At 55.9% G+C, this 24372-nt stretch carries 21 protein-coding genes; 8 read left to right on the top strand and 13 right to left on the bottom strand.

Features of this window, described 5'->3' with window-relative positions:
- Positions 1-79 precede the first annotated feature (79 nt).
- The 7 genes from STH12_RS05575 to STH12_RS05545 all read left to right on the top strand — a co-directional run bounded on the left by STH12_RS05575 (position 80) and on the right by STH12_RS05545 (position 9004).
- Positions 80-1198 (top strand): DUF481 domain-containing protein, encoded by a 1119-nt coding sequence (locus tag STH12_RS05575; protein ID WP_126166641.1) that lies wholly within the window; start codon positions 80-82, stop codon positions 1196-1198.
- 202 nt (positions 1199-1400) lie between these two features.
- The gene (locus STH12_RS05570) at positions 1401-2465 is read left to right on the top strand and encodes a DUF3083 family protein (RefSeq protein ID WP_126166640.1); all 1065 of its coding nucleotides are present in this window, start codon (positions 1401-1403) and stop codon (positions 2463-2465) included.
- 385 nt (positions 2466-2850) lie between these two features.
- Entirely contained in the window at positions 2851-4200 is a 1350-nt protein-coding gene (locus STH12_RS05565) for an aspartate aminotransferase family protein (protein ID WP_237158756.1), read from the top strand.
- 117 nt (positions 4201-4317) lie between these two features.
- Positions 4318-7662 carry an intermembrane phospholipid transport YdbH family protein gene (locus tag STH12_RS05560; protein ID WP_126166638.1) on the top strand — a complete coding sequence of 1115 codons (3345 nt, stop codon included), beginning with the start codon at positions 4318-4320 and terminating at the stop codon, positions 7660-7662.
- A gap of 41 nt (positions 7663-7703) precedes the next feature.
- Entirely contained in the window at positions 7704-7862 is a 159-nt protein-coding gene (locus tag STH12_RS05555) for a YnbE family lipoprotein (protein ID WP_083766438.1), read from the top strand.
- A gap of 10 nt (positions 7863-7872) precedes the next feature.
- Positions 7873-8190 carry a YdbL family probable chaperone protein gene (locus STH12_RS05550; RefSeq protein ID WP_126166637.1) on the top strand — a complete coding sequence of 106 codons (318 nt, stop codon included), beginning with the start codon at positions 7873-7875 and terminating at the stop codon, positions 8188-8190.
- 415 nt (positions 8191-8605) lie between these two features.
- Positions 8606-9004: a hypothetical protein gene (locus STH12_RS05545; RefSeq protein WP_126166636.1), complete on the top strand. Its 399-nt coding sequence runs from the start codon at positions 8606-8608 to the stop codon at positions 9002-9004.
- A 108-nt stretch (positions 9005-9112) separates the two neighbouring features.
- Here STH12_RS05545 and STH12_RS05540 read toward each other — a convergent pair whose 3' ends face one another.
- The 4 genes from STH12_RS05540 to STH12_RS05525 all read right to left on the bottom strand — a co-directional run bounded on the left by STH12_RS05540 (position 9113) and on the right by STH12_RS05525 (position 14766).
- A complete protein-coding gene (locus tag STH12_RS05540) occupies positions 9113-11929 on the bottom strand; it encodes an ExeM/NucH family extracellular endonuclease (RefSeq protein ID WP_126166635.1) in 2817 nt (938 codons plus the stop codon).
- 187 nt (positions 11930-12116) lie between these two features.
- Positions 12117-12617 (bottom strand): GDYXXLXY domain-containing protein, encoded by a 501-nt coding sequence (locus STH12_RS05535; protein ID WP_126166634.1) that lies wholly within the window; start codon positions 12615-12617, stop codon positions 12117-12119.
- Positions 12614-13681, bottom strand: a complete 1068-nt coding sequence (locus STH12_RS05530; protein WP_126166633.1) for a DUF4401 domain-containing protein — start codon at positions 13679-13681, stop codon at positions 12614-12616. Before STH12_RS05530 ends, STH12_RS05535 begins: the two co-directional genes overlap by 4 nt.
- Entirely contained in the window at positions 13678-14766 is a 1089-nt protein-coding gene (locus tag STH12_RS05525) for a DUF2157 domain-containing protein (protein WP_126166632.1), read from the bottom strand. Before STH12_RS05525 ends, STH12_RS05530 begins: the two co-directional genes overlap by 4 nt.
- Positions 14767-14899: 133 nt before the next feature.
- On the opposite strand from STH12_RS05525, the gene STH12_RS05520 reads away from it, so the two are divergent.
- On the top strand, positions 14900-15709 hold the full coding sequence (locus tag STH12_RS05520; protein WP_126166631.1) for a substrate-binding periplasmic protein: 810 nt from the start codon (positions 14900-14902) through the stop codon (positions 15707-15709).
- Positions 15710-15850: 141 nt separating this feature from the next.
- Here STH12_RS05520 and STH12_RS05515 read toward each other — a convergent pair whose 3' ends face one another.
- From STH12_RS05515 to STH12_RS05475, 9 genes are all read right to left on the bottom strand, one after another.
- Positions 15851-17104, bottom strand: coding sequence for an ABC transporter permease (locus tag STH12_RS05515; RefSeq protein WP_126166630.1), 1254 nt, complete (start codon positions 17102-17104; stop codon positions 15851-15853).
- Positions 17101-18297: an efflux RND transporter periplasmic adaptor subunit gene (locus STH12_RS05510; RefSeq protein ID WP_126166629.1), complete on the bottom strand. Its 1197-nt coding sequence runs from the start codon at positions 18295-18297 to the stop codon at positions 17101-17103. The genes STH12_RS05515 and STH12_RS05510 overlap by 4 nt, the downstream gene beginning before the upstream one ends.
- Complete coding sequence (locus STH12_RS05505; protein ID WP_126166628.1) at positions 18294-19475, bottom strand: efflux RND transporter periplasmic adaptor subunit; 1182 nt, start codon at positions 19473-19475, stop codon at positions 18294-18296. The genes STH12_RS05510 and STH12_RS05505 overlap by 4 nt, the downstream gene beginning before the upstream one ends.
- The gene (locus STH12_RS05500; RefSeq protein ID WP_237158755.1) at positions 19472-20470 is read right to left on the bottom strand and encodes an HlyD family secretion protein; all 999 of its coding nucleotides are present in this window, start codon (positions 20468-20470) and stop codon (positions 19472-19474) included. Before STH12_RS05500 ends, STH12_RS05505 begins: the two co-directional genes overlap by 4 nt.
- A complete protein-coding gene (locus tag STH12_RS05495; RefSeq protein WP_126166627.1) occupies positions 20463-21155 on the bottom strand; it encodes an ABC transporter ATP-binding protein in 693 nt (230 codons plus the stop codon). The genes STH12_RS05500 and STH12_RS05495 overlap by 8 nt, the downstream gene beginning before the upstream one ends.
- 229 nt (positions 21156-21384) lie before the next feature.
- Positions 21385-21699 carry a hypothetical protein gene (locus tag STH12_RS05490; RefSeq protein WP_126166626.1) on the bottom strand — a complete coding sequence of 105 codons (315 nt, stop codon included), beginning with the start codon at positions 21697-21699 and terminating at the stop codon, positions 21385-21387.
- Positions 21700-21933: 234 nt separating this feature from the next.
- Positions 21934-23073: a serine hydrolase domain-containing protein gene (locus tag STH12_RS05485; RefSeq protein WP_218567777.1), complete on the bottom strand. Its 1140-nt coding sequence runs from the start codon at positions 23071-23073 to the stop codon at positions 21934-21936.
- A 160-nt stretch (positions 23074-23233) separates the two neighbouring features.
- Positions 23234-23635 carry a hypothetical protein gene (locus STH12_RS05480; RefSeq protein WP_126166624.1) on the bottom strand — a complete coding sequence of 134 codons (402 nt, stop codon included), beginning with the start codon at positions 23633-23635 and terminating at the stop codon, positions 23234-23236.
- 65 nt (positions 23636-23700) lie between these two features.
- A complete protein-coding gene (locus tag STH12_RS05475; protein ID WP_126166623.1) occupies positions 23701-24300 on the bottom strand; it encodes a GNAT family N-acetyltransferase in 600 nt (199 codons plus the stop codon).
- Between the last annotated feature and the right edge of the window lie 72 nt (positions 24301-24372).

Here is a 24372-nt window from a genome sequence, read left to right as displayed (position 1 = left end):
AGGTAGTTGACTTGTTGATACAGCCAAGAGCTTGTCGGTAAAATCCAACAAATTTGCGACAACTCTGGCAAGGAGCACCATGTTGAACGCCAAGACAAGGAAACCTCATTTCAAGGCCCTGACCCGGGCCATCACCTTCGCCGCCCTCGGCGGCATCGCCACGGCATTGTCCCCCCTGGCACTCGCCACCAGTCCTCAGGCCCCCAATCCATTTCAGATAACGGTGGATGACAGTTTCGACTGGTTGCTGCTGACCTCTAACGAGCTGCTCAAGGGCGAGCTGAAAAACCTCTACGACGACAAGCTGGAATTTGAGAGTGACAACCTCGACACCCTCTATTTCGATTGGGAAGACGTGAAGGCGCTGCGAAGCTCTGGGATAGTATCCGTGGGCATGGTGGATTTGAGCACCCAAACCGGCAAGCTGGAAATTATTGATGGCAAAGCTTATTTGGATGGCAGACCCTTTGATCGCAGCCAAATTCTGACCATTATTGCCGGTACTCAAACCGAGGCCAATTATTGGTCCGGCAAGGTGTCTTTGGGGGCCAACCTGCGTTCGGGTAACACCGACCAGATTGATTACAGCGCAACCGCCAACATCAAGCGCCGCACCACAGAGTCGCGTTTCAACAGCGATTACATTGGCAAGTATTCCAAAAACGATGGCGAAAACACGGTTAACAACCACCGTATCACCGGCAGTTTTGACTGGTTTATTTCCAAGCAGTTCTACCTGCGACCAGTGTTTATCGAATACTACAAAGACCCCTTCCTGAACATAGATACCAAGCTCACCCTGGGTGCCGGTTTGGGTTATGACATTATCGATAACTCCAAGACAGAATGGACCATAGGTGGTGGCCCGGCCTACACCTATACCCGCTTCAGCGAAGTGGAAGCCGGTGGCTCAGACACCGAAGGCACCGCCGCCTTCGTGCTGGATACGCGTTTTGAGCACGAGCTGACCGACGATATCGATCTCAATGCCCGCTACCAATTGCTTTACGGCAACGAAGACTCGGGCGGTTACTCCCACCATGCCCTGACCGGGATCTCCATCGACCTGACCGATATGTTCGATTTAGATGTGTCGCTGGTGTGGGACAGAACCAACAACCCCCGCGCCAATGCCGACGGCAGCATCCCCAAAAGTGATGATTATCAGCTGATTATTGGCATCGGCATCGATCTTTGAGGCCTGGATCACAAAGGGAGCATTCTGCTCCCTTTTTTCGGCCTTCGCCCTGCTTTCCCCATCGCTTTTTAAGCGAAAACTCATACACCCCGGCTAGAGTGAGTTAAAAATGTGTGCCGGAACAACATTTCTGTAGCAAATCCCCGGTAGGATCCGCTGCAACGCGAGCCCGTCAGTGGCTCTTTGTACCCAAGGAGTGATTATGTCTTTCAACCATCAGCAAAAGGTCTATCTGCCCACGGACGCCCGTACCAACCAGTACATTACGGCAGAAATCAAACTCACGGACGCCCTGCTGAGCCAATACCCCGATTACCTGAGCTGCTATCAGGCGCTGGCCAAACAGTTCTTTGAACTGGCCGACAAGCACGATCTGCGCAATGTTCATGTAATCGCCAATGACAAACTCCCCGTTGTCCGCTTCCACACCGAAGCCTACTGCCTGGAGACCGATCAGCAGGTCATCTTCTTCTACAACCCACGCTACCACGAAGCCCAGAATCTGTTCGCCCGTGCCGACTACCGCACCCGTAAAATCCGCTTCCTGTTCCTGGCCGTGGGAGACGAGCTGCGAGCCAACTCCGCCACCTTCCACACCCAGGTTCAGGGTCTGCTGGCTGAATTTGCGCCGACACTGGCACTGGAGCAGCCCATCAAGGTGCGTGACCACCAGCACCTGACCTACGATCTGTTCGCCCGCGCCAAGGGCAACAAAAAGACCTACGGCTTTAAGCTGCGCGGCATTGCCCAGCGCTACAAGGCCCGTAAGTGTGAGCTGCCAGAAGATGTCAGTTCCCTAAGCTACGTGACTGTGACCCTGCCCCTTGGCCGTCGCCTCAAGCAGCGTCTTGGCGGTGACAACAACGCCAACTACGGCGCCATGTACCAAAAACTGCAGGACAGCTTCCACAAGGCCGTGAACGAGCATGGTTTCAAGCGCTCAGCCATGGTGGCCAACGGCTTGCTGCCACTGGTGCGCAACTCCAAGTTTGACCGCCTGAGCACCGATAAAGGCGTGCAAATGCTGGGCTTTGACCCCAATGCCGCCGAGCCGCAATTCCTGGCCCACTGGCAAGCCGACAACTTGGTAGAAACCGCCTTTTTCGTGGTTGCCGCCGGTAAGGAAGATCATGAAGACGCCGGTTTTGGCCGCTTTATGAATGAAGTGGAAGATGCGCTGCGCCAGTTCGCCCGCGATATTGAAATCGATGGCGAGCGTCAGGATCTGGTGGTGCGTTTCCATCAGCACATCAGCTACAAGCGCTGATACTTATCTGTTTTTACATGCAAAAGGAGCCAGACGGCTCCTTTTTTGTTGCCTGATTTATCGGTTTTTGAACGCTCGCTTTTGTGACCGTCCGTTTCTGTCATCGTCAATTTTTGTCACCGCCGATTTTGTCGCCGCCGAGTGTTGTCGCCCATTGTAGTCATCAACGTTATGCAGCGCGCCTGTCCGGCTGCTTTGCCCTTCCCAGTTGCCTGCGATGTACATTTCCAAGTACGCCGCCAAGAGTGATACCAAGAGCAATACCAACGGCCTTGCCATGTAAATTGAGCAATGCTAATAATGAACATCGCGTTCAATAAATAAAACAAACAGGAGCCGACAGATGACCGCCAGCGGGATAAGTTCACACGCCGTAGAGACTTTCATGAGTTTTGAGAGAAGTTACTTTATCGAGCGTAACCCCAAGTCCCGCAGCCTGGCCGAACGGGCGCAAAAATCACTCTATGGCGGCGTGCCCATGCACTGGATGGCCGATTGGTCCACGCCCTATCCGCTGTTTGTCGACAGCGCCAGTGGCGCCCGTTTTCGCGACGTAGATGGCCACGAATATGTGGATTTTTGCCTCGGTGATACCGGCAGCATGTTCGGCCACTCCCCGGCGCCGGTTGCCTCGGCGCTGGCGCGCCAGTCCACCAGAGGGCTGACCACCATGTTGCCGGGGGAAGATGCCATTGTCTGCGCAGAGATCTTAAGCGAGCGATTTGGCCTGCCCTACTGGCAGGTGACCGCCACTGCGACCGACGCCAATCGTTATGTTGTGCGCTGGGCGCGGGCCATCACCCAAAAGCCTGTATTGCTGGTGTTTGATGGCTGCTATCACGGCACCGTGGATGATGTGATGGTGCGAAGCGAGGGCGACCGCACCGTACATAGACCCGGGCTTGTGGGCCAGGTGTACGATTTAAGCCTGTACAGCCGCGCCATTCCCTTCAATGACACAGAGGCGCTCGAAGCCGCTCTCAAACAGGGAGATGTGTGTGCATTGATGTGCGAGCCCGCCATGACCAATATCGGCATGGTGCTGCCAGACGAGGGCTTTATGCAGCGCTGCCGCGAGCTTACCCGTCAGTACGGCGCCCTGCTGGTGATTGATGAAACCCATACCATTTCCACCAATCTTGGTGGATGTACCCAGCTGTGGCAGCTTGAGCCGGACTTTTTTGTGATGGGCAAACCCGTGGCAGGCGGCGTGCCCTGCGGCGTATTCGGTTGCAGTGAAGCCATGAGTCAGACAATGCGGGAGGCCAAGGCACGCATTAACGAAGAGTCCACAGGCCACGGCCACAGCGGCATGGGCACTACCTTGTCGGCCAACGCGCTCGCCATGCACTGTATGCGCGCCAACCTTGAAGAAGTCATGACCCAGGCGGCCTACAATCATATGTTGCCACTGGCAAAGCGCCTGGCTGCAGGCTTTCGCGAGCTTATCGCCAGGCATCAACTGCCTTGGTCAGTCACCGAACTTGGGGCACGCTGCGAATTTCAGTTTTGCCAGACCCCACCCCGCACCGGCGCCGAGGCCGAAGCGGCCTTCCATGAAGAGTTGCAAATGGCACTGCATCTGTACCTGATTAACCGCGGCATTCTCATCACGCCGTTTCACAACATGACCCTGTGCTGCCCCCATACCAGCGCAGCCGACGTGGATAAATTGATTGCCACCCTCGATGAGGCCATCACCACCCTGCTCGCCATTCCAGGCGCAAGGGAGTAAAACCCCAGTAAACTTGTGGCAAGCCTGTAGTTTCACAGGCTTGCCATAAAGCCGTGTAAACCCGGGGCTGGCTCGTGCTAAACTCGCGCCATAGATGGATTTTATGGTAACGGGACTTTGGCAAAACGCGCTGTTCGCCTGATTGGGATTTTACTATTCAGTCTGATGCTGCTTATTGCCGGCACCGCCACTGTGCTCTGGTATCAGGGCAAGGACTGGCTCACATCCTTCGCCCGCAGCGAGCTCGCCAAATCCGGTGTAACCCTCAATAGCCTCGCCTGGCGATTGGAACCCCACGGCATCACCATCGAAAACCTCAATCTGGACATTGAAGACAGCCGCCTGCAACTTTCTGGCTTGAGGGTCACTTTTGATAAGCCGCTGACCGCCCTCGCCATGGATGCCGCGCGTGGTTATTGGCAAAATAACCTCTCACTGCCGTTACCCCAAAGCATTGGCCTTGAGCAAAGCTATGTGTTCCTTGGCAGTCGCTCACTGATGGCCGCAGGTACCCATCAGGCCGATGACAGGGCCGCACTGGCGCTGGATTTGGACCAGTTGCCGCACATCGCCCTGGGGCCCATCGACATAGACACCCAGCAGGGCAAGCTTCTGCGGCTCGACTATTTATCCCTTAGTGAAGACAGACGCCTTTTTAGCCGCATAGCCAACCCGGATGGCGATAAGATACTGGATTTAAACGCAACCCTGGGTGAAGAGACCTGGCAGACTGCGCTGGTTCTGTCGCTGCCGGCGGGGCATAATTTGCTTAAACGGCTGGCCGACACCGCCCTGCCCATCACCCCGGACAATCCGCTATTCGGCTTTTTGCAGCAGCTGCGACTACTCGAGTCCAATCTCGGCCCTGTCATTCAGGGCGACCTAACTCTTCAAAACAGTCTCACCCTGAAAACCGCCGCCCTGGCGAGCGAGCTTCACCTCAAAGATGCGAGCCTCAGCTTGGGCGCACTGGACTCACTCAGTATCGACTTAAGCGATATTGAGCTTAAGGCCAACGTGGATGTGGATGGCGCCAGTATGCGCCTGAGCCCTCTGGCGCTGACCAGCCAGCTGAGCCAAGCCCAACGGCGGGCACTGCTTGATTACCTGCAAGTAAATTTCGCGCTGGCACCAGAGTCCATAGCCACGCTGCAACGCATAGATGTGGCGCTCTTTGCCCCAAGCGCGCACGACTCAGGCGCCCTCGACCTTGAACTTGGTTTGCCCAGGGGCCTTGCCATGGCGAGCGGCCAGCCGATATCCACCGAGATGACACTGCAGGCACACTCAGGCCCCTGGCAGCTTGGGCTTAGCGCCAGCCCTGTCATCGAAACACGAAGAGAAAGAGTGCCTGAAACGGCGCCTCTGCAAGGAGCTCAGCAGCATTGGCTGCAGCGGATCAGCAGCCCTGTTGACCTTAGCCTCAGCCACAGCGGCGAGCTTGATGTAAGCCATTTACTCAGCGCTCTGGGCGTAAACCTTGGCGCCGCCGCTGAGCCCAGCCTCAACACACCGCAAGTCAGCCTGAGTCAGCCCCAAATCAGCCTGAGCCAAGCAAGGCTAGTGCTGTCAGCCGAACTCGGCAGCAAGGAAGCCGAAAGCGATAAAGGCGTGATGGCAAAAACCGCGACGGCCAGCCAATTCGTTTCGGGCAAACAGGCTGAAACGTCCCATTCCATCCAGGTTGCACTGAATACTCTTGAGCTTAATCTTGCGGGCGCCAGTGTGCAACAACAGGCTGCCAATACCGACACCCAATTAATGATTGGCAGCAGCAAACTTAGGCTGGCAAACGCCGATGCGGCCAGTTTCAACTTAGGTTTTGCTGCGGATACGAACGGTTCGGATGCGAACGGTTCTGATGCGAACGGTTCGGATGCGAGTAGTGCTGCCGACCTAGCACATAAACTTGAGATTGCCGCCAACAAGGCCGGGCTGGATGTCAGTATTGAGGATATTTCCCTGAGCCAGAAAGCTATTATTGGCTCTTCCGGAATAGCCTCTTCCGGCATTAGCACCCCTGCCACAGCCTCAATCGCCAAACCTGATGCGGTGAAAAGTGAGCCTGCTGAAAATAAGCAGGCTTCAGACTATAAGCTCAACAAACTGGATATCGCTTCGCTAAGCTTTAGCACCAAGGTACAAAAGCCATTTACGTTTGCACTGCCACGTAGCGTCGAAGCGGACGGCAAAGCACACACCGCCGCCGGGGGCAAAGTAGCAGATAAGCCCGCAGCCCCAGTACAAACACCGCTGCTGACCAGTCTGCTGGCCGCGAGGCCCGAGCTTGATTCGACACTGACATTAAGTCGCATCAAAGCCCAGAGTCAGGCGCCCCGTAGCGCTGGCAGTAAACGCCTTAAAACCAATCGCTTCAATGTGGATTGGTTGCAGCTTAAGCAGCAGCTCACAGGTACACCGGGTTTGCTGCAAAGCCAGGAGCAGTGGCAATTGGGCCAGTATCAACCGATAAGGCTTGTAAGTGAACACCGCCTTGGCATAAAAGCCGACAGTATTCAAACCGTTAAGGCAAACTGGCAGGGGGATAACAGCCTTGCCAATTGGCGCGAGGCGCTGGCGGGCAGCCTCAGTCTTTCAAGCGATGTTCCGCTCTCAGGCGATACCCGCGTTACCGCCGGGATTGCGCTGGATTTGATTAAGCAAACCACAGATATTCAACTGAACACTCACTTCAGCGAACTTGAAGGCAGCGTGGGCGCCTATCCATTTCGCGGCGGAAATGTCAGCGCAAGCTGCGCCCTGCATCAGGATAAACGCCAGGACAACGATTTTCGCCTCGGCTGCGACAAGCTGAGCTGGTCGCTGGCCCACTTCCAGCCAGGCATCATTCTCAGTGACGTCAGCGGTCAGGGTACGCTGGCCCTGCAAAGCGCCGACGACGGCACCCTGTCGGAATTCGATATTGACCTCACCAGCCGCGGCAAATTGCTGGAAGGGGAGTTTTTACTGCCACTGTTCAAACTCAACCTCAAGCAGCCATCCCACGCCTATCTGGTGCTGACCGGGCTTAGCCTCGAAGAGCTGCTGGCACTGCAGCCGGTGGAAGGCATTAAAGCAGATGGCCTGTTTGATGGGGTGTTGCCGGTGGATATGCGTGGCGGAAAGGTCAGTGTCAGCGGCGGTCGCCTCGCCGCCCGTGCCCCAGGCGGCCTGATTGAAGTCTCCAATAACCCGGCCGTAGATGAACTGGTTGCCTCCCAGCCCCATCTGGCGCTGGTGTTTGATGCGCTCAAGCATCTTGAATATTCAAGCCTTGCCGGCAGCTTCGATATGAGCGATAACGGCGATGCCCTTATCAATGTTGAAGTGAAAGGAAAGAGTGAAGGCATTGAACGCCCCATTCACTTGAATTACTCTCACGAAGAGAACTTACTGCAACTTATCCGCAGCCTTACCATAGGCGATAAGCTGCAAAGTCATATTGAACAGAGTGTTAACTGAGGGACAAGAGCGTGAAATTAATCGCACCCGGCCTTGGCGCCATGATGGCGCTACTGATAACAGCCTGCTCGCCCACGGTCAAAATTGAACCGCCGGACAAGCCGATTGTTATTAATCTGAACGTGAAAATAGAACACGAAATCCGCATCAAGGTGGACAAGGAGCTTGATGCCCTGCTCGCCGACGACCAGCTGTTCTAAGGAGAATGCGATGAAACGATTCATGTTGCTGGCTGCCGCCACCCTGCTGTCTTTCAACCTGTTCGCCATGGACCTGCAACAGGCAAAATCCCAGGGATTGTTGGGAGAACAGCAAAACGGCTACCTCGGACTGGTGAAAGACAACGCCGAGGCCCGCGCGGTAATGGATGAAGTCAACGCCAAACGCCGGGCCCATTACGAAAAAATTGCCGCCAAAAATAAAATTGCCACCTCAGATGTGGCCAAACTCGCCGCCGAAAAGGCCATTAAGGCCGCCGACAAGGGCCACTTTATTCAGGACCCATCTGGCAAGTGGGTTAAAAAGTAATCCGCAGCCAATATATTTTGCGCCTCAACTGAACACCCCGGTCACCTATTTCCCGGCTGGGGTGCTCACCTTCAAGCCGTTCACAAAAAACAACCACCTGCGCTAAACATCTTGTTTCCCATCAAGTCATTGGCTATCTTGGACCCTGCCATGGAAGCGCATAAAATCGTCACAGCGTAAGGATAAATCAGCCTCGCTTCGCCCTTCCTGAACTGACATACATTATTTTTGAGTGATAAAAAAGATATCAAGTCTATCGTCTGTAAGCCTGTCGCCTGCATTTCTGTACGCACTCCATTCGATATCAATGCGTGTTTGGAGCTGATGGAATCCTCTTTATTATTATGGTGTTAGTCTATAAATTTTTACATGCACAAGAATTTCGCAAGAATCACAGCATTACTGAGCTAACAAAATGAACATCAAAAAAATAGTGGTCAGCGTATTGTTTATGGCAAGCATGCTCATACCTGCGTTTTTAGCTTTATATGGCGTAACGTTCAGCTTTATTATTTTAGTGTTGGATCTTGTTCCGGACTCAACCAAGGTGTTCATCACGCTGTTGTTAGCACTGGGAGGTGGACTTGGACTGGTGGCATCCGCGCACCTTTACGGCAGGTTTCTCGACAGTAAAACGAAGAAGTTCAGCCCAATTATGCTCAATTCGTTTCTGCTTATTGGCTTTATCAGTCTAATAATCAGCATATTATTTTTCCTTAAAGTAGAAAATTCCAAACCAATGCTGGTGCTCTCTATGGTTCCATCCATCCCAATGACCCTGTATCTCATGTACGTAAACAGAGAACATCGTTAACGGGATGCTTTGGCATTACGCTGCCCCGGGCTGTGTTCAATCGCTTAAGTAAAAAAACCGGCGCTAAGCGCCGGTTTTTTTTACGTTGAATAAAGCATTTTACGCTTTTTAGAAACTCAGACTTGTACTGTCAGTGGCGCCTTCGTTGTCGGTCACGGTAAGAGTTACGCTGTCGGCACGGCCGGGGCGGCGCAGCACCCACTTGGAGGCAAACTTCACGCCGTCGCTGAACTCCCAGCGCTGCTTACGAATGCGGCCATCGGTGTCGTAGCTGGCAGATATGAACAGGTCCACAAACACCAGGTCATAGTGCTCAATCACAGCGACAGGCGCCGCGTTATCAGGGCTGGTTTGAACGGAAACCAGCTTGCTGACCACAGTGCTGCCACCCATGTCGTCGGTCACAGTCAAAGTCACCTGATAGTTACCTGGGGCCTTGTACTTGTGGGTCACAGCATCACCGCTGCCCTGAGTGCCATCGCCAAAGTCCCAGGCAAGGGATTGCACCTGACCGTCAGCATCGCTGGCACTGGCTGCAAACTTCACCTTGCGGCCACGGATGTCAAAGCCGAAGTCGGCAACCGGCAGCTCATTGGCACGCTCCAGCTGCAGTGAAATCACCACAGGATCGTGATCCGATGAACGGTAGCCATCGTTGCTGTAGAGCGACTCAATCTGCCCGGCACTCTTGAACTCAACGTTATAGTCGAGAATACGCGGCTCGTCGGTGTTGATATGCCACTCGGTCACATCCACCACCTGATCCAGCAGTTCATTGCTTGCCAGTGCATGGTCGAGCTGACCTGACTCGCCGGAGAACACGTAAGAGTAAGCACCTTCTTTACCCAGGTGGGCGAAGAGTTCAGTCAAACCGGCATCGCTCAGGGCGGTCAGCGGATCTTCCTTGGCGTAGGAGTTCAAATCACCAATCACCAGCACCTTGGACTCGGGATACTCGGCAGCCAGGAACAGGCCAACAGCCTTGGCAGCGCGGGTACGGGTCAGGTTACAGTTGCCCTGACCATCGCCCAGATCCGGGTCATTTTCGGCCACGCAGTCACTGCCCTTGGACTTAAGGTGATTTACCGCCAGTACCAGGGTTTCGTCGGTATCGAGATGGCGGAACGCCTGGGTCAGCATGGGGCGGTTTTTACCGTCGTTAAAGAGCACTGCGCCTGAGTCGTCCAGGGCAGAGTTACTGCTGTCGAGGATTTTGGCAGCGCCTTCGGGGCTGACGCGGTCGGCGCGGTAGATAATGCCCACGCTGATGGCGTCAGTGCCTATGGCGGCTACGCCGGGGTTTACGAAGCTGTAGCGACCGGCTTCGGTGGCGCCATTGAGGCCATTCACCAAATCGGCAATGGCGGACTCAGCGCCATAGCCGTCGTTTTCGATTTCCATCAGACCCAGCACATCGGCATCGATGGCCGCCATGGCGCTGATGATTTTGGCGCGCTGACGCTCAAACTCTTCAGCGGTGTTGGCACCACGGGCAGTGGGGAAGCCGCCGCCCAGACCATCGCCATTGAAGTAGTTAAGCACGTTGAAGCTGGCGACCTTGAGGTTGCCCGCATCCAGCGCTGGCGCCTCGGTACGTGGGTTGGTGGCCACAAAGTTAACGGTATCCACCGGCATCAGGCGATACACGCCGAAGCCATAGTGCAGCACGGCGCTCAAGTTGGTCACTGTGTCCCCTACCCGCACTGTGTTGCTGGCAGAAAGACCCGGCGCCGGATAGATAACAGGGTCTGGGTTCTGGCTGGTTTTGCCATCATCCAGCAGGATGCTGTCGCGCTTGTTGGCAGCAATCACCGCCAGCGCATCGGCGCCCGGCGTGGCCACTTGGGTGCCGATAAAGTGGCGGCTGCCGCCCAGCATGATCTCACCATAGCGGCCAAGGTTGTATACCTCGTTCACCACCAGATTCTGGCTGAAGTTCACCAACATGCCTTCAAAGGCTTCAAGCTCTGCCACATCATTCACCGGCAGGCTGAGCTGCGCGGCGCCAGGCAGTGGCTGCTGAGTCGCGCAAAGCGCCTTGTCGGTCATGTTAGACAGTTCAGTCAGGCCCTGATATTCAACGATTTTAGCCTTCACGCGGATACGGTCACCGGCCATATAACCGGTTGGCGCACTGCCGGTGTAGAGGAACACACCTTCAGAGGTGGCAGGGTCGTTATCAACCTCAGCATCGCTCATCTGCAGGAACAGCCCCTTGAGTCCGGCTTCCTGATTGCTGACGACTATGGCTTCAACTTCCACAATCTGGCCAACCAGCGGGCTGGCATCGCCGCTGCCCTGCAGCGCATGGATGGCGGTGGCCGCATCGCCACACACCAAACCTTCCGATGGCGGCTCTACCGGACCTGCAGAGAAGTTACCCAGGTCGCTGAAGTCATCCTGGGCAAAGCCCTGCCAGGTGGCCAGGGTCACGGCATCAAAAGGGTCGGTATCGGCAACCAGATTATTTGGGTCGCGGCGCAGGGTGTTGTTGGCGGTGGACAGATCGCCCGTGCCCCACTCGCTGCCGGGGTCAACGCCAATCTGGCCCAGGCTGTCAATCACAGAGCCCAAATGCTCAAGCACAATGGCATCGTCGCCATTGAAGAAGCTCACATTGCTTTGCTGCTGGGTACGGCTCAGGATATCGACGCTGGCGTCATTGTCGGCCACCACATGGGTGGCACCGGCGGCCAGCGAACCGGTCAGGGCAATTTGGCTGCCCGCACTGCTGTTGCCATTGAAGTAGAACTTGAGGCTGTATTCGCTCAAGTCAACAGTGGCGTTGGTAGGATTGTAGATTTCAATGGCTTTGTTGTTACTGGAGCCCTCGACATATTCAGACATGACGAGAGTATCGGCAGCAAAGGCGCCGGCAGACACACTGCCCAGCGCCAAAGCGACAAGGGACGCTTTGGTTTTCATGTGTTAACCCCTAAATTGGTGTTGTGCTTTTTATATGAATTATCCGCACGATATTTTGTATCGTATTGATTTACCCAACCTTTGTGGCGGCAATCGACGGCGATTGTACACTACAAATGTTACAGATGGGTGTCATATGTAAAACACTTGTCCAAACCCGGGGTCAACAGCAGAAAGTATTAAGGTTTTACAGCCTCCGATAATTTTCGTCCAAAAGCGCTGCCAGCAGCAGACTGCCATTCTGGCCCAGGCGAAATTCACCAAATTCCGCCTTGTCGAAGCGTTCGGCTTGCCCTTCCTGAAAAAACCAGGCGTTGCTGGCAAGCTTTATGGCATGGTTGCGCTGACGAAACTGCACCCGAAGCGCTCCCTCGGGCGCGGCTTCACCTCGGTCGATGGCAACAAAATGCGCCAGTTGATTTTTATCAAGCCTGATCCAGGCAAAGCCATCGAGTTCCTGACCACGCTCATCGTCAGTCAGTGCCTCCCGGATGGGCGTCTCAAGGGCGTATCTCAGCGCCATATAGTCCCCCTGCATCAGCGAGCGGGGATCCACAGGCGCCAAGGCCACCCGCACCACAGTGCCTTCGGCAAGCTGTTGCTCCTTTTGAAAAATATCGCTATTTACCAGCAGAAGCAGCAGCAAGGTGCCAGCCAGGGTTATCCAAAAACTGCGGGATATGTTCATGCGTCTGCCCTCCGCTTGCAGTAAAGCCCCATGGCGATAAGTACGCCCCCCAGCAGCATCAACACCAGCGATTTGGCGAGCAGTGTCATCGACATCTCATAGTAATAGGCGCTGAAATAGCCAAGCACCGCCAGCAGCGACAAGAGCACATAGTAGCGCTCAGCCAAACGCCAGCCCAGCACCCAGCACCCAAGCGCGACTGCAAGCCCAGGGAAATACCAATAAAGCAGCGTCAACGCCAGGGTAAAGGCGAGTGCCTTCAGTGTTTTGCCCAAAAGCTGATAAAGCAGCCCGCCAATAAGCGCGCTAAAGATGAACATGTCGACGATAACCAGCGCCTGCTGGCCGCGACTTGCGCCAGCGATAAACAGAGCACTGTCCCACAGCGCCAAACGGCTATCCAGCAGTAAAGGCAGTAAGAGCACGCCGGTGAAAAGCGCATGCTGACAACGTCTGGCAAAAGGATGCACCGCCAGTTGCCACGGGCGGTTATCCTGCCCGGCTGCGTGCGGAGTGCCCGTATCAGACCTTGGCAGCCACAGGCCACTCAGCCCCCCAAGCAACACCAGCAGCATGGGCAAAAACCATCCCAGCAGCTGCGCCTCTTCAAAGGCTGCGCCAATAAGGGTAAGCGCCGTAAACAGCGACAGCTGCGCATCCAGCCAATAGCGGGCAAACCAGGCGTTGATGATCAGCACGGCGGCGCCCGTAACAAACAGCGGCGCATCATCAATATCGAAGGCCTCGCCTATGCCCCATACCACGGCAATCATGGCCGCCATATTGATGGCAAAGCCAAGTTGCACCAAAAACTCAAGCTTACCTGCCTGGCTGTATATAAAGCGCGCAAGGCCGGTATAGATAAGGCCTATCACCAGCGCCTGGGAGCCTTCGAAACGGCTGATGGACTCAATCAGTGCGATGGAAAACGCCAGGAAAAACAAGGCGGCAATCCAACCGGCAAAACCGGTCAGCAAGGTAAGCCACAGTGGCTGGGTGTGATTGTCCGGCTCGTCGCCCATCAAACCGGCTGCATGTAAGTGCCGCCACAAAGGATGACTCATAGCGCCTCCCGTTTTGACAGCAGCGATTTAAGGTACACGCCAAGGGCACTGCTGCTGCCGACGATAAAGGCGCCTATCAACATCAGGCCGGCAACCGGGTCGTTGCCTTCAAACAGCAGTCTGGCAAAGAAGCAGCTCAATACCGCAATGGCGCCAAAGCCCCACAATCCAAGGGCAAGCACATTGAGCCTGAGCAGCCGATAGTAGCAATATCCCAAAGGCCCGAGCAAAGCCAGGGCCAGCACCACCGCAAGCGCAGATTGGCCAAGCCCCGAGTCCAGCACCTGATAACAGCCAAGCCACACCAGATGACCTGCGGCAAGGGTCAATGCCAGGGCGTTGGCAACAGGCTGCATAAGCCACGCCCTGGCGCTGCGGGCACCAAAATCCAGCAGCAGATGCAGCCCCAGGTTCAGCGCCCCAATCAGCAGCAGAGCGCCTTCAATGTCCCACACCCAAAACCACAGCCGTCCAAGCCCGGCAAAATGCAGCCACAGCGCCAGATTGGCCTGAACGATAAAAGCGCACCAAAGTACGCTGCTGCGATAGGCCAGTGCCGGGATCAGACTGAATGCCGCCCAAATCGCAAATAATTGCCAGGGATCAGCCCCCGTTTGATACACCTGCCCCGACAGCGCCAGCATGGCACCAACCAGCAAGTCGAGCAGCAGTAACAGGGCGCCTTTAACCAATGGAGTTGATTTTTTATCAACCAGATAGAGCCCCAACAGGCTTAACAGAATAGCCCCCTGCACCAGGGCAAACTTGGCGAGGTGATGCAGGTTTTCCCAGTTGTAGGCGAAAAAGAAAATCACCCCGGCGCCCAGCGACAAGGCACCCAAATAGAGGCCAAGGTGAGCAAGCCGCCCATACCAGTCGCTTGCAGACGATGCTCTGGCTCTACCTTGGTCTTTGTCTTCGTCGGCGCCTGAGCTTAAGTCCAAGTCTTTGGCTGCATGGGGTTCCAGCTCGCCCTGGGCCAGCGCCCAGGCTCTGGCGGGGCTGACATCCTCAATCGCCCCTTGCTCGAACCAGCTTGTCAGCAAGGCGGCCCGAGAGTCTTTATCCGGAAGGATAGCTTTCATATCAGTGTCCTGTCGTTTTCCCTCGACCTGAATGGGTCACTGGTGGATATTGGCCAAATTGCCTATTTTTAAGGGCAGTGTGCCCGAAGTAAACTTGCCAGCTGCTGAATCGACATTGCCATAAGGCCCCGTAATGAGCAAAAAAATCCGCCGTTCTTCGCTGAAATTATCGCTGCTTGGCCTTTGCTTTTTAACAGATTTCTCGGCAGCTGAGTCAATGAACACCCCGAGCACGCCCATTACCGTGGTGGTGGGCGGCTATTCGTTCCCCCCCTATGTTATCGACTCGCCCCAGGGGCATTCCGGGGTAGTACCTGAGCTGATTGATGAGCTGAACCGGCTTGGCAGCGACTTTCAGTTCAGTTTCGTGCCCACCAGCATAGAGCACAGATATCAGGCCTTTGCCCGGCGCCGCTTCGATGTGCTGCTGTTTGAAAGCCCGCACTGGGGTTGGGAGCAGATTGACAAGGCTGTGTTGCCACTTAAGGTACAGGATGGTGAAGTCTTTGTGGGGCGTCATCCGGCCGCCGCCGCGCCGGATTATTTTGCCGATTTACAACAGAAGCGACTGCTGCTGGTGCGCGGCTACCATTACCATCTGGCAGGCTTTGAAACCGATGAAGTGAAGCTGCGCCAGGACTATCTGGCCGAGTTGGTGCCAGACTCCCGCGCAGCCCTCGAAGGCCTGCTGCTGGGCCGCGCCGAGGTGGCCCCCATCAGCCAGTCATTTTTAAGCTGGTACCTTGCCGCCCACCCGGACAAGGCCAACAAACTGGTGATCTCCTCCCGCTGGGATCAGCAGTATCAGCACACCGCCCTGCTGCATCCCCAAAGCCCGCTGACGCCGGAGGCATTCAGCCAGCTGCTGAACACCTTGAGCGAGCGTGGGGTGTTGGAAGCGCTGCTGGGGAAATACCATCTGACCCTAACGGAAGCACAATAGTTGCCGCTAATTGGCCATCCCCCAAAGCAAGTCATGCAAGTAAACACACCCGCCGCCTGGCAAGACAAAAAAGCCCCGCTGTTACGCGGGGCTTAATTTTCTGTTTATGCTCAACATTGAGTGGCTGAGCGACCTTGCCCCCTAGTCGCGCTGCAGGGCCACAATAGGGTCGAGCCGTGCGGCTTTTTTCGCCGGATACAGACCGAAGCCAATGCCCACTGCCATACACACCACCAACGAGAGCAATATCGCAAACGGCGACCAGGCCACAGGCCACCCTGCTGCCGCGGAGATCACCAGCGCCAGCAGCAGCCCAACCCCTATGCCAATAAGGCCGCCGGTGGCTGAAATCACCATACTTTCAATCAGAAACTGACGCGCAATGTCCTTTTGGGTCGCCCCCAGAGCACGCAGCAAACCAATCTCGGAGGTACGCTCCAAAATGGTCGCAAGCATGATATTCATAATGCCTATGCCGCCCACCAGCAGCGAGATCCCGGCCACACAGGCCATCACTATGTTGAAGATTTGCTGGGTGCGCTGATGCTGGGCTAGCAGATCGGCGGGCACAACTATGTCGTAATCCTGCTCCTTGCCATGGCGACGTGACACCAGATGATCCAGGCTCTGGGCCGCGAGGGATGGGTCGACACCATCTTTGAGGGCAAACTTGATGGTATCGAGCTCATCTTCCAGCGGCTTGAACTGCATCTTTTTCAGCGCAGTCGCCAGCGGAATAAACACCTGATTGCGCTCACCGCCCACCTTCACGCCTTCGATTGCCGACTTGCCACTCTGGCCTTCCCTCAGCACCCCCACCACGGTAAACCACTGATGGTTAATCTTAATCCGCTGCCCCAGAGGCTCACCGCGGGGGAACAGACTGCGGGCGGCTTCAGGCCCGAGCACCGCCAACTGCCGATAGTGCTGCTCATCATTGGCATCGAGCAAACGGCCCTCGGCAAGTTTGAGCGCGCTCAGGTCGAAATAGCTTGGCGTCACCCCTTGCACCTGGGCGTCGCTGCGGCCCTGTAAGCTGAACAGGCCAAACACCTTCACCTGCTTGCTGGCGCTGTAGGCATCGAGAAACGGCAGGGTTTCCATGGCGCTGTCGATGTCCCGCAAACTCAGGCCAATGCTGTGCTCGCGCACGGTTTTCAGCGCTTCGCCTTCCGATGCTCTGGCGTTCACCACCAGGTTTTTAAGCCCCATGGACTCAATCATTTTCAGCGCTTCACGCTCGGCGCCCTCGCCCACGCTGAGCATGGCGATAACGGCGCCCACGCCGAATATCATCCCCAGCAGAGTCAGCGCGGTGCGCAGCTTGTGGTGCAACATCTCGCCAAGCGCCTGCACCACGCCGGATTGATACTGACGAAATCTATCCTGCATCATGCCTGAGTTCTCCTTGGCGGCACGGTAAGAGCAACCACATCGCCCTCCTTAAGGCCATCGATAACCACGGTGCGGTTAAGGCTGCGGCTACCGGGTTGAATGGTTTGTTCAATAAAGCCTTTATCACTCTTGAGATAAACCCAGTAGCGGCCTTCGCGCTGGAAAATGGCCTGATTGGGTACGGTGAGCACCGACTCTTCGCTGAGCGCCGCCACCCTGGCCTGCACCTGACGCCCGGGCAACATGATGTGGGTGTCTGTGCTATCCAGCACTACGGTAAATTCAAAGTAATTCACCGGGCTGTCCCTGTCCTTGGGCTTGGCGAGGGCATCCACCTGGGCAACAGTGCCGCTGAACGGCTTATCGGGATACGCATCCAGCGTCAGCGTGACTTTTTTACCCACTGCCAGCCCCACAGCTTCAGACTCCAGCACCCACAGCTTGGCCTGCATCACCGAGGTGTCCGGCAGGGTGCCCAGCGGGATCCCTGACCACACCATATCACCGGCCATGGGCAGTGCGCCGCTCCAGCCGGGCTGCATCACAAACAGGCCATCGTGGGGCGCCACGATCTCCATTTGCGATAAGTTGTTCTGGTAGGTGGCAATTTTGGCTTCAAGCCCTTTTTGCTTCAGCCGGATCAGATCAAGCTCCGCCGTGGCCTGGGCATCATGGCTGTCTTTCCCCCAATCGTAGTAACCGAGGCGGGCCTCCAGATAATCCTTGTTCCGCATCTGGTCGATGATGTCTATCTTGGTGTAAACCCGCTCATCATCCACAAAGAAGCGCTCGGCCAAATCCAGCTCTTCTTCGGTCACGTCGCGGCCGATATTGAGCTCCTTGGCGGTGGTAAGGTTTTTTTGCTTCTGGATGTCACCATCAAGTGCAAGCTTGTCAAAATCAAAGCGCTCAAGCTCAAGCTCCAGGGTTTCGCGGCGGCCATCGAGCCTGGCGACCACATCGCCGGCTTTTACCTCAGAGAAGTTGTCGAGGATCCATGCCAGCGACTGAGGCCCACGCAAACCGCCCGGCACAGACACAGGGGTAGCGCTCTTGGCTTCAAGCTCGCCCCTTGCCGGAATGGTCACCTCGAAATGGCTGCGGCCAACTTCCATGGTGAGCACACCGTTGTCGCCTTGCTCATTACAGCCCCACAGCAGCATCACTGCCGTTGCCATCATTAACTTCTTCATCGCAGCAGCACCTCATCCCCCAGCGCCAGACCCGCGCGTACTTCCACCTTGTCGCGGCCGGAATCACCCAGTTCAACAAAGGTGCGGCTATCGCCCAGCATGCCCGATTGCCACACAAAGGGGCGGCCTTCATCGTAGTGCAGTGCGTCCAGCGGCAGCAGCAGCGCCGACTTCTCGCGCACCACATCGATACTGATTTTGGCCGTCATCCCGGGACGCATCAGCTCCTTGTCAATCTCGTCGAAATCCGCCACAGCATCGAACACCACCAGCGGAATATCATCGTTTTTCACCCGAAACACTGCGCCGGTTTCGGTCAGGGTGCCGTGAAACACCCGTTCGGGGTTGGCATCGAGACGAATTTTGACCCTGAGGCCACTCCTGACCCGGTTGGCTTCCACTTCGGGAATGGTCATGGCCACCTGCATCCGCTCAAGGTCCGGCATAGAGAACACCGCATCTCCGGCAAATACCGACTGGCCTTCCTTGATTTTGTTGCCCTGAGGATCGTTGCCATACACCACCATGCCCGTGCGGGGCGCTTTTAAGCTCATGGCAGCAATGCCTTTTTTAAGCGCTGAGACTTCAGAGGCGAACTTTTGTCTGTCGCCGTCGAGCATGGCCATGCGGCCCTTGATGCTTTCTTGCTCCAGGGTAAATTTGCGCTCGATAAGCGCCACTTTTTCGGTGGCAATCACGGCATCGCGCTGATATTTCTCTTTGTCGATAGCGGCTACGGTTTCATCGGACAGCTCGAACTTGCGCCGGGCTTTTTCCTCTTCCATTTTGGCTTCGGCCAGCTCGAGCTTGAGCTCTTCAAGCTTTTTGGCATTTCTCAGGCGTGAGGTCTCAATGTCCTGCACCGTGGCTTCCAGCTCGGCACTTTTTACCTGCAGCCGCTGATTCAGCTCAGAGGTATCCAGACGCGCTACCACAGAGCCCGCTTCGACTTCTTTGCCTTCAGGGACAATGCTTTTGACCTGATACTGCCACACCCGGCGCATCGCCGGTGGCATCATGGACAGGGTATCGGCCGAGGTGAGTACACCTGTCACTTCCACCTGCTGCACCAACTGGCCTTCACTGACTTCGACCCGCACGCCATCTTCGCAGCCGCCAAGCAGCCCGGCGATAAGCGCCAGCGGCGCCAGGCGAAAAACCTTTACTGAGGATTTCATGGCTGCACCTCCACCATCACACTCATGCCGGGAGACAGCTCAATGCCATCGACTCTGGAGAGCACCACGTCCACCTTGAACCATTTACTCTGGCCCCAGGCACTCTTGGTCACGGCCTGACGGCCGATGCTGTCGACCTTGCCGGCAAACAGCTTGCCGGGGATGGCATCGAGGGACAGGCACACGTTCTGATCGGCGCGAATTTTGTCGACATCCACCTCATTGGCCCAGGCCGAGACTTCCAGCCCGTCGAGTGCCGGAATGCTGGCAATTTGGCGGCCAAACTGCACTGTATCGCCTGCCTGATATTTTTTTTCGTTCCAGTCGCGACCAATGATCACGGGACCGGCGAACTGTGCTTTAAGTTCAAGGGCATCGAGGGCCTTGAGCGCCGAGTCGAGCTCAACCTCGGCCTTGCGCTTTTCGATGGCAAGCTGCGCCAGGGTCGAGTTTTGGCGCTCGATGGCTTCCTTCAGCGCTTGTCTGGCTTTATCAAGCTCGGTGTTGGCCTGCAGCAACTTGAACTGGTTATCGGCATAGTCCTTGGCGGCAATGTAATCCGCCGGAACAGAGGCATCGAGACGCGCCTTTTCCAGCGCCAGTGTGGCGCGGCGCACTTCAAACTTGGCTGACAGCAGCGCTGACTCCAAATCGATACTCTGGCTTTGCTCCTGAGCCTTCACCCTCAAAAGCCCTGCTTCGAGCTGCTCAATCTGGTTGGCGATTTGACTCTTATCGAAAATCACAATGGTATCGCCGGGTTTGGCAAGCTTGCCCTCCGGGAACAGCCACTGGATTTGATGCCGCCAGGCATCGCCTGCCTTGGGCACAGCAAAGGGCTGGGAACGGGTCGAGCTGATGCTGCCGGTAAGCAGCAGACTGGCTTCGCCGCCGCTGCAATCCTGCGCCTGAGCACTGGTCGCGGCAGCCGTCATCACGGCAGCCCACAGCAGACGCCGCCCATTGGCTGGCATAGCAGGATTGAATTTAGCCATTGCTCACCTCCCGCTGGCGGCTGTCGTCGCGCTGCACCAAGCCATCGCGCATACGGATCACCCGCTCGGCGCAGTCGGCCACTTCCTCTTCGTGGGTCACCAGCACTATGGTCTGGCCGCTTTGATGCAATTCATCGAAAAGCTGCATAATTTCCACCGAGGTTTTGGAGTCAAGTGCCCCTGTGGGTTCATCCGCCAACAGCAAGGTCGGCCGGTTTACCAGCGCCCGGGCAATGGCCACTCGCTGGCGTTGACCGCCGGAGAGCTGATTGGGCCTGTGATCGAGCCGGGTGCCCAGCCCAACACGGGTGAGCAGTTCAATGGCATGGTCCCTGTCGCCACGGGGCGACTCAGAAAACCGCAGCGGCAACAGCACGTTTTCCAGCGCCGACAGCCTTGGCAACAGATGAAAGCTTTGAAATACAAAGCCTATTTCGCGGTTTCGTACCGCAGAGAGCGCATCATCGGATAATCCGCCTACCGCCTGGCCGTTCAGCAAATACTCGCCGGACGTTGGCCTGTCGAGACAACCTATGATGTTCATTAATGTGGATTTTCCAGAGCCGGATGGCCCCATGATGGCAACAAATTCGTTTTGTCGTATGTGGATGTCCACACCCCGCAGGGCCTGCACTTCCCCTTCCCCCATCCTGAAGGATTTTGTCAAAGCCTGTAGCGATATCATGACTCAACACTCTCGCACTCTATCCTGAGCACTTTGTTTTGGGCCGAAGCGGCTGTCCGACCTTTGTGGTAAAGAGTCTCCAGTTTTCTTATAAAACAGGTCGCTTTGCAAGAGAGATTTACTTTTCATTACAAAGAGATTGAAACATTTTCAATAAATGCCACTCGGCAGCAAATCAGCACCTTGTCAGCTGAAAAAATATTGATAACTAACCGCTTAACGCCACGCTCTAAGGCATAGGTATCATCCCGGATGCGGCCATCAGGGTAGCAAAGAGCACTAAACACAACAGCCACAGCCAACGCTCACCGAGCCGATTGGGCAGTTCCCCAAGCCAGGCAAGACCGGCAAGCCAGATCCCCATCACCCCCTGCACCAAGGCATGCAGGCAGATAAACACCATCGCCTGACTGCGGGGGATAAGCCCAAAACCTATAGGGATAAGCAGCAGACTCAAGCTGGTAAGCAGCAGCAAAAAGCTCCCTGCCATGGCACCGTTAAAGTCACAGCCATGGCTATTCAACAGCTGGCCTGGCGGCCTCATACTCCTGCTGTCTGCCTTACTGTCCAAATAACAGCGCCACAACCAAACCAGCTGAAACGCCGCGAGAAAAAACGCCACAAACACCATAATCGTACCTCCATGCCAAGATGACAGAAGCAGGGGCGCTTATCTTTCACAGCAACGCAAGATTATCGACAGTGGCAGGCAAACAGAAACCGGAAATGAATGGCCATCAGCTACCCCATGTTGGCCGCAGTTAGGAAAAACCGCGCGTTAATGGGGCTCGCGACTGACTATCTTCACTACCCGTTGATAAAGCACATGGGCCAGCAGTTCTGACTCACCGCCGGTGCTGCCGACAAACTGCACCACCACGGCATCGGGGGTACTGTGATAGCGGGCGATGCTTTGATAGCCAGGCAACCAGCCCGTGTGTTCATACTGGTAAATCGAGGCGTAAATGGCCTGCTCTTCGGCGCTTAACAATGCGTTTTTTGCTGATGCTGATGCTGATGCGCTTGCAGTTTGCGCCTGAAATTCTGAGTGTGAAGCATCCGGCGCCGTGGTGATAAGCGCCCGTAAAAACACACCTACATCGCGGGCAGTGGCCAGCATGGAACCGCCGGGGGTATTGAATATCAGTGATTTAAGGTCCTCATCCACGCCCTGATGGAAACCGCTGGCCAGCAAGTATGCGCTCTCAGAAGCTTGCTGATGTTCAAGGCCGTGCTGGTTTTCGATAGTGCGCTGATGTTCAAGCGCCGCCACATCGCCAAAGGTATCGGTCAGGCCAAGCGGCGCCAGCAATTGCTTGCGGATATACTGCTGATGCGGATAGCCCAGAGTGTTATCCAGAATGCGGCCAAGCAGCAGGTAATTGGTATTGGAGTAGGCATAATCGCTGCCGGGCGCAAAATCAGCACGCTTATCCAGCACCAGCTTCAGGTTGTCGTTCGGGTCTTGCTGTCCGCCAGCCCAGTCGAAACCTGATGCATCAACAAAATTGGGGATGCCACTTCTATGGCTAACCAGCATCGCCAGAGTAATGCTATCGGCATTGGCGATGCTTCCGGCAAGCTCGGGTAACAGCTCGGCGACAGTGCTTTGCAGTGATAACTGCCCCGCTGCCACCAGCTTCGCGGTAGCTGCAGCAATATAGAGTTTGCTGATACTGGCTATTTTAAACAGCGAATCGGCGCCCTTTGGCAGAGACTGACGCTTGTCTTTGGCGGTCGCAACATAGTGCTCGGCAGGGCGATTCGGATGGTCGATATAGAGGATGACGCTGCCAAGCCCCAGGGCGGTGGCCTCATCCAGTTGCTGCTCTACCGTATCCGGCAGCGGCGAGAGCCACAGCCACACGCCAGCCCAGGGAACAAAAACGACCGCCGAGATAAGCCCAACGAGGGGCATAATTATCCGCAGCAGTCGCAGTGTTTGAGGCTTCATCGGCAAGGCTTGGGCTTGGGCTTGGGCTTGGGTTTGGACTTAGATCTAGGTTGAGCCTGAGACTGAGAAAACCAGCTCGGGACATCAAGCCGCAGGCGCACATCAGCGCGTCGCGCCAACCCCATTACATAGTTGCCATTTGCCAGTATTCGAGGCGGCTTTCAGGGTTGGCCACCAGCACTTTGCAGCTTTCTTTGTATTTGGCCATCAGGTTACCAAGGCTGGAGGAGCCCGCCATGGAAGCAATTTGCTTATCACGGGCGGCCTGCAGTGCGGCCTCAAGATCGCCTTCGCCAAAGTACTTACCGGCCAGCGCATAGGCGTCAGTGGCAGACTGTTTGAGACGGTCGCCCACGGCCTGCATTTGCGGCGCATTCATGGCGGCGATGGCCTCAGAGCTGATTTGGTAATAAGCGGTGCAGTCCAGCAGCTCACCTGCCAGCGCCTTTTCGGCTTCGTCTGCCAGGGCAGCGCCAGCGGTAATCGTCAGGGCCAGCGCCAGCAACGCCTGTTTTTTGATGGACATAAGTGTGATTTCCCTCAAAGTTTTTTGGCAAAACTACCGGACGGACGCCCGGCAATCAAGTTCTTTCACACACTGGCGTGTCTGGTCAGGCGAAAGCGTAAATCCTGCTTCACTACGGGCCACTCGGTGTCGAGGATGGAAAACACCACGGTATCGCGAATGGTGCCGTCTTTTAAGATCTTATGGTTTCTCAGCACCCCATCCTGCCGCGCTCCCAAACGGGCGATGGCCTGACGTGATGCCTGGTTGTGCCAGTGGGTCCGAAATTCCACCGCAATGGCATCGAGCGTCTCGAAGCAATAGCCAAGTAACATGAGTTTGGCTTCGGTGTTGATGCCGGTGCGCTGTGCGCTCTTGCCATACCAGGTGTAACCAATTTCCATGCGCCGATTCTCAGGCTCGATATTGCAGATGCGGGTCGCACCGACAATCTGTCCGGTGGCGCGGGAGCGCACGGCAAAAGGAATTGCCGAGCCTTCCAGCTGCTGCATCAACGCCTTTTCTACATAGGCCTTTACCGCGTCAGGCTCGGGCACACTGGTAAACCAAAGCTCCCACAATTTGCCATCGGTGACGGCCAGCTGCAGCGCAGGCACATGGTTCAGGCTCAGGGGTTCTAAAATCACCAGCTCGCCGGACAGGTTTGGTACCGCGGCCTCAGACATGCTCACTCCTTGGACAATGCATAACGTCAATAAGTATCAGTTGTATCAAATGATTAAGACAAAAGCATGCTC

It is taken from the genome of Shewanella khirikhana (genome assembly GCF_003957745.1).
GTDB lineage: Bacteria > Pseudomonadota > Gammaproteobacteria > Enterobacterales > Shewanellaceae > Shewanella > Shewanella khirikhana.
This window is presented reverse-complemented; position numbering and strand designations above follow the sequence as displayed.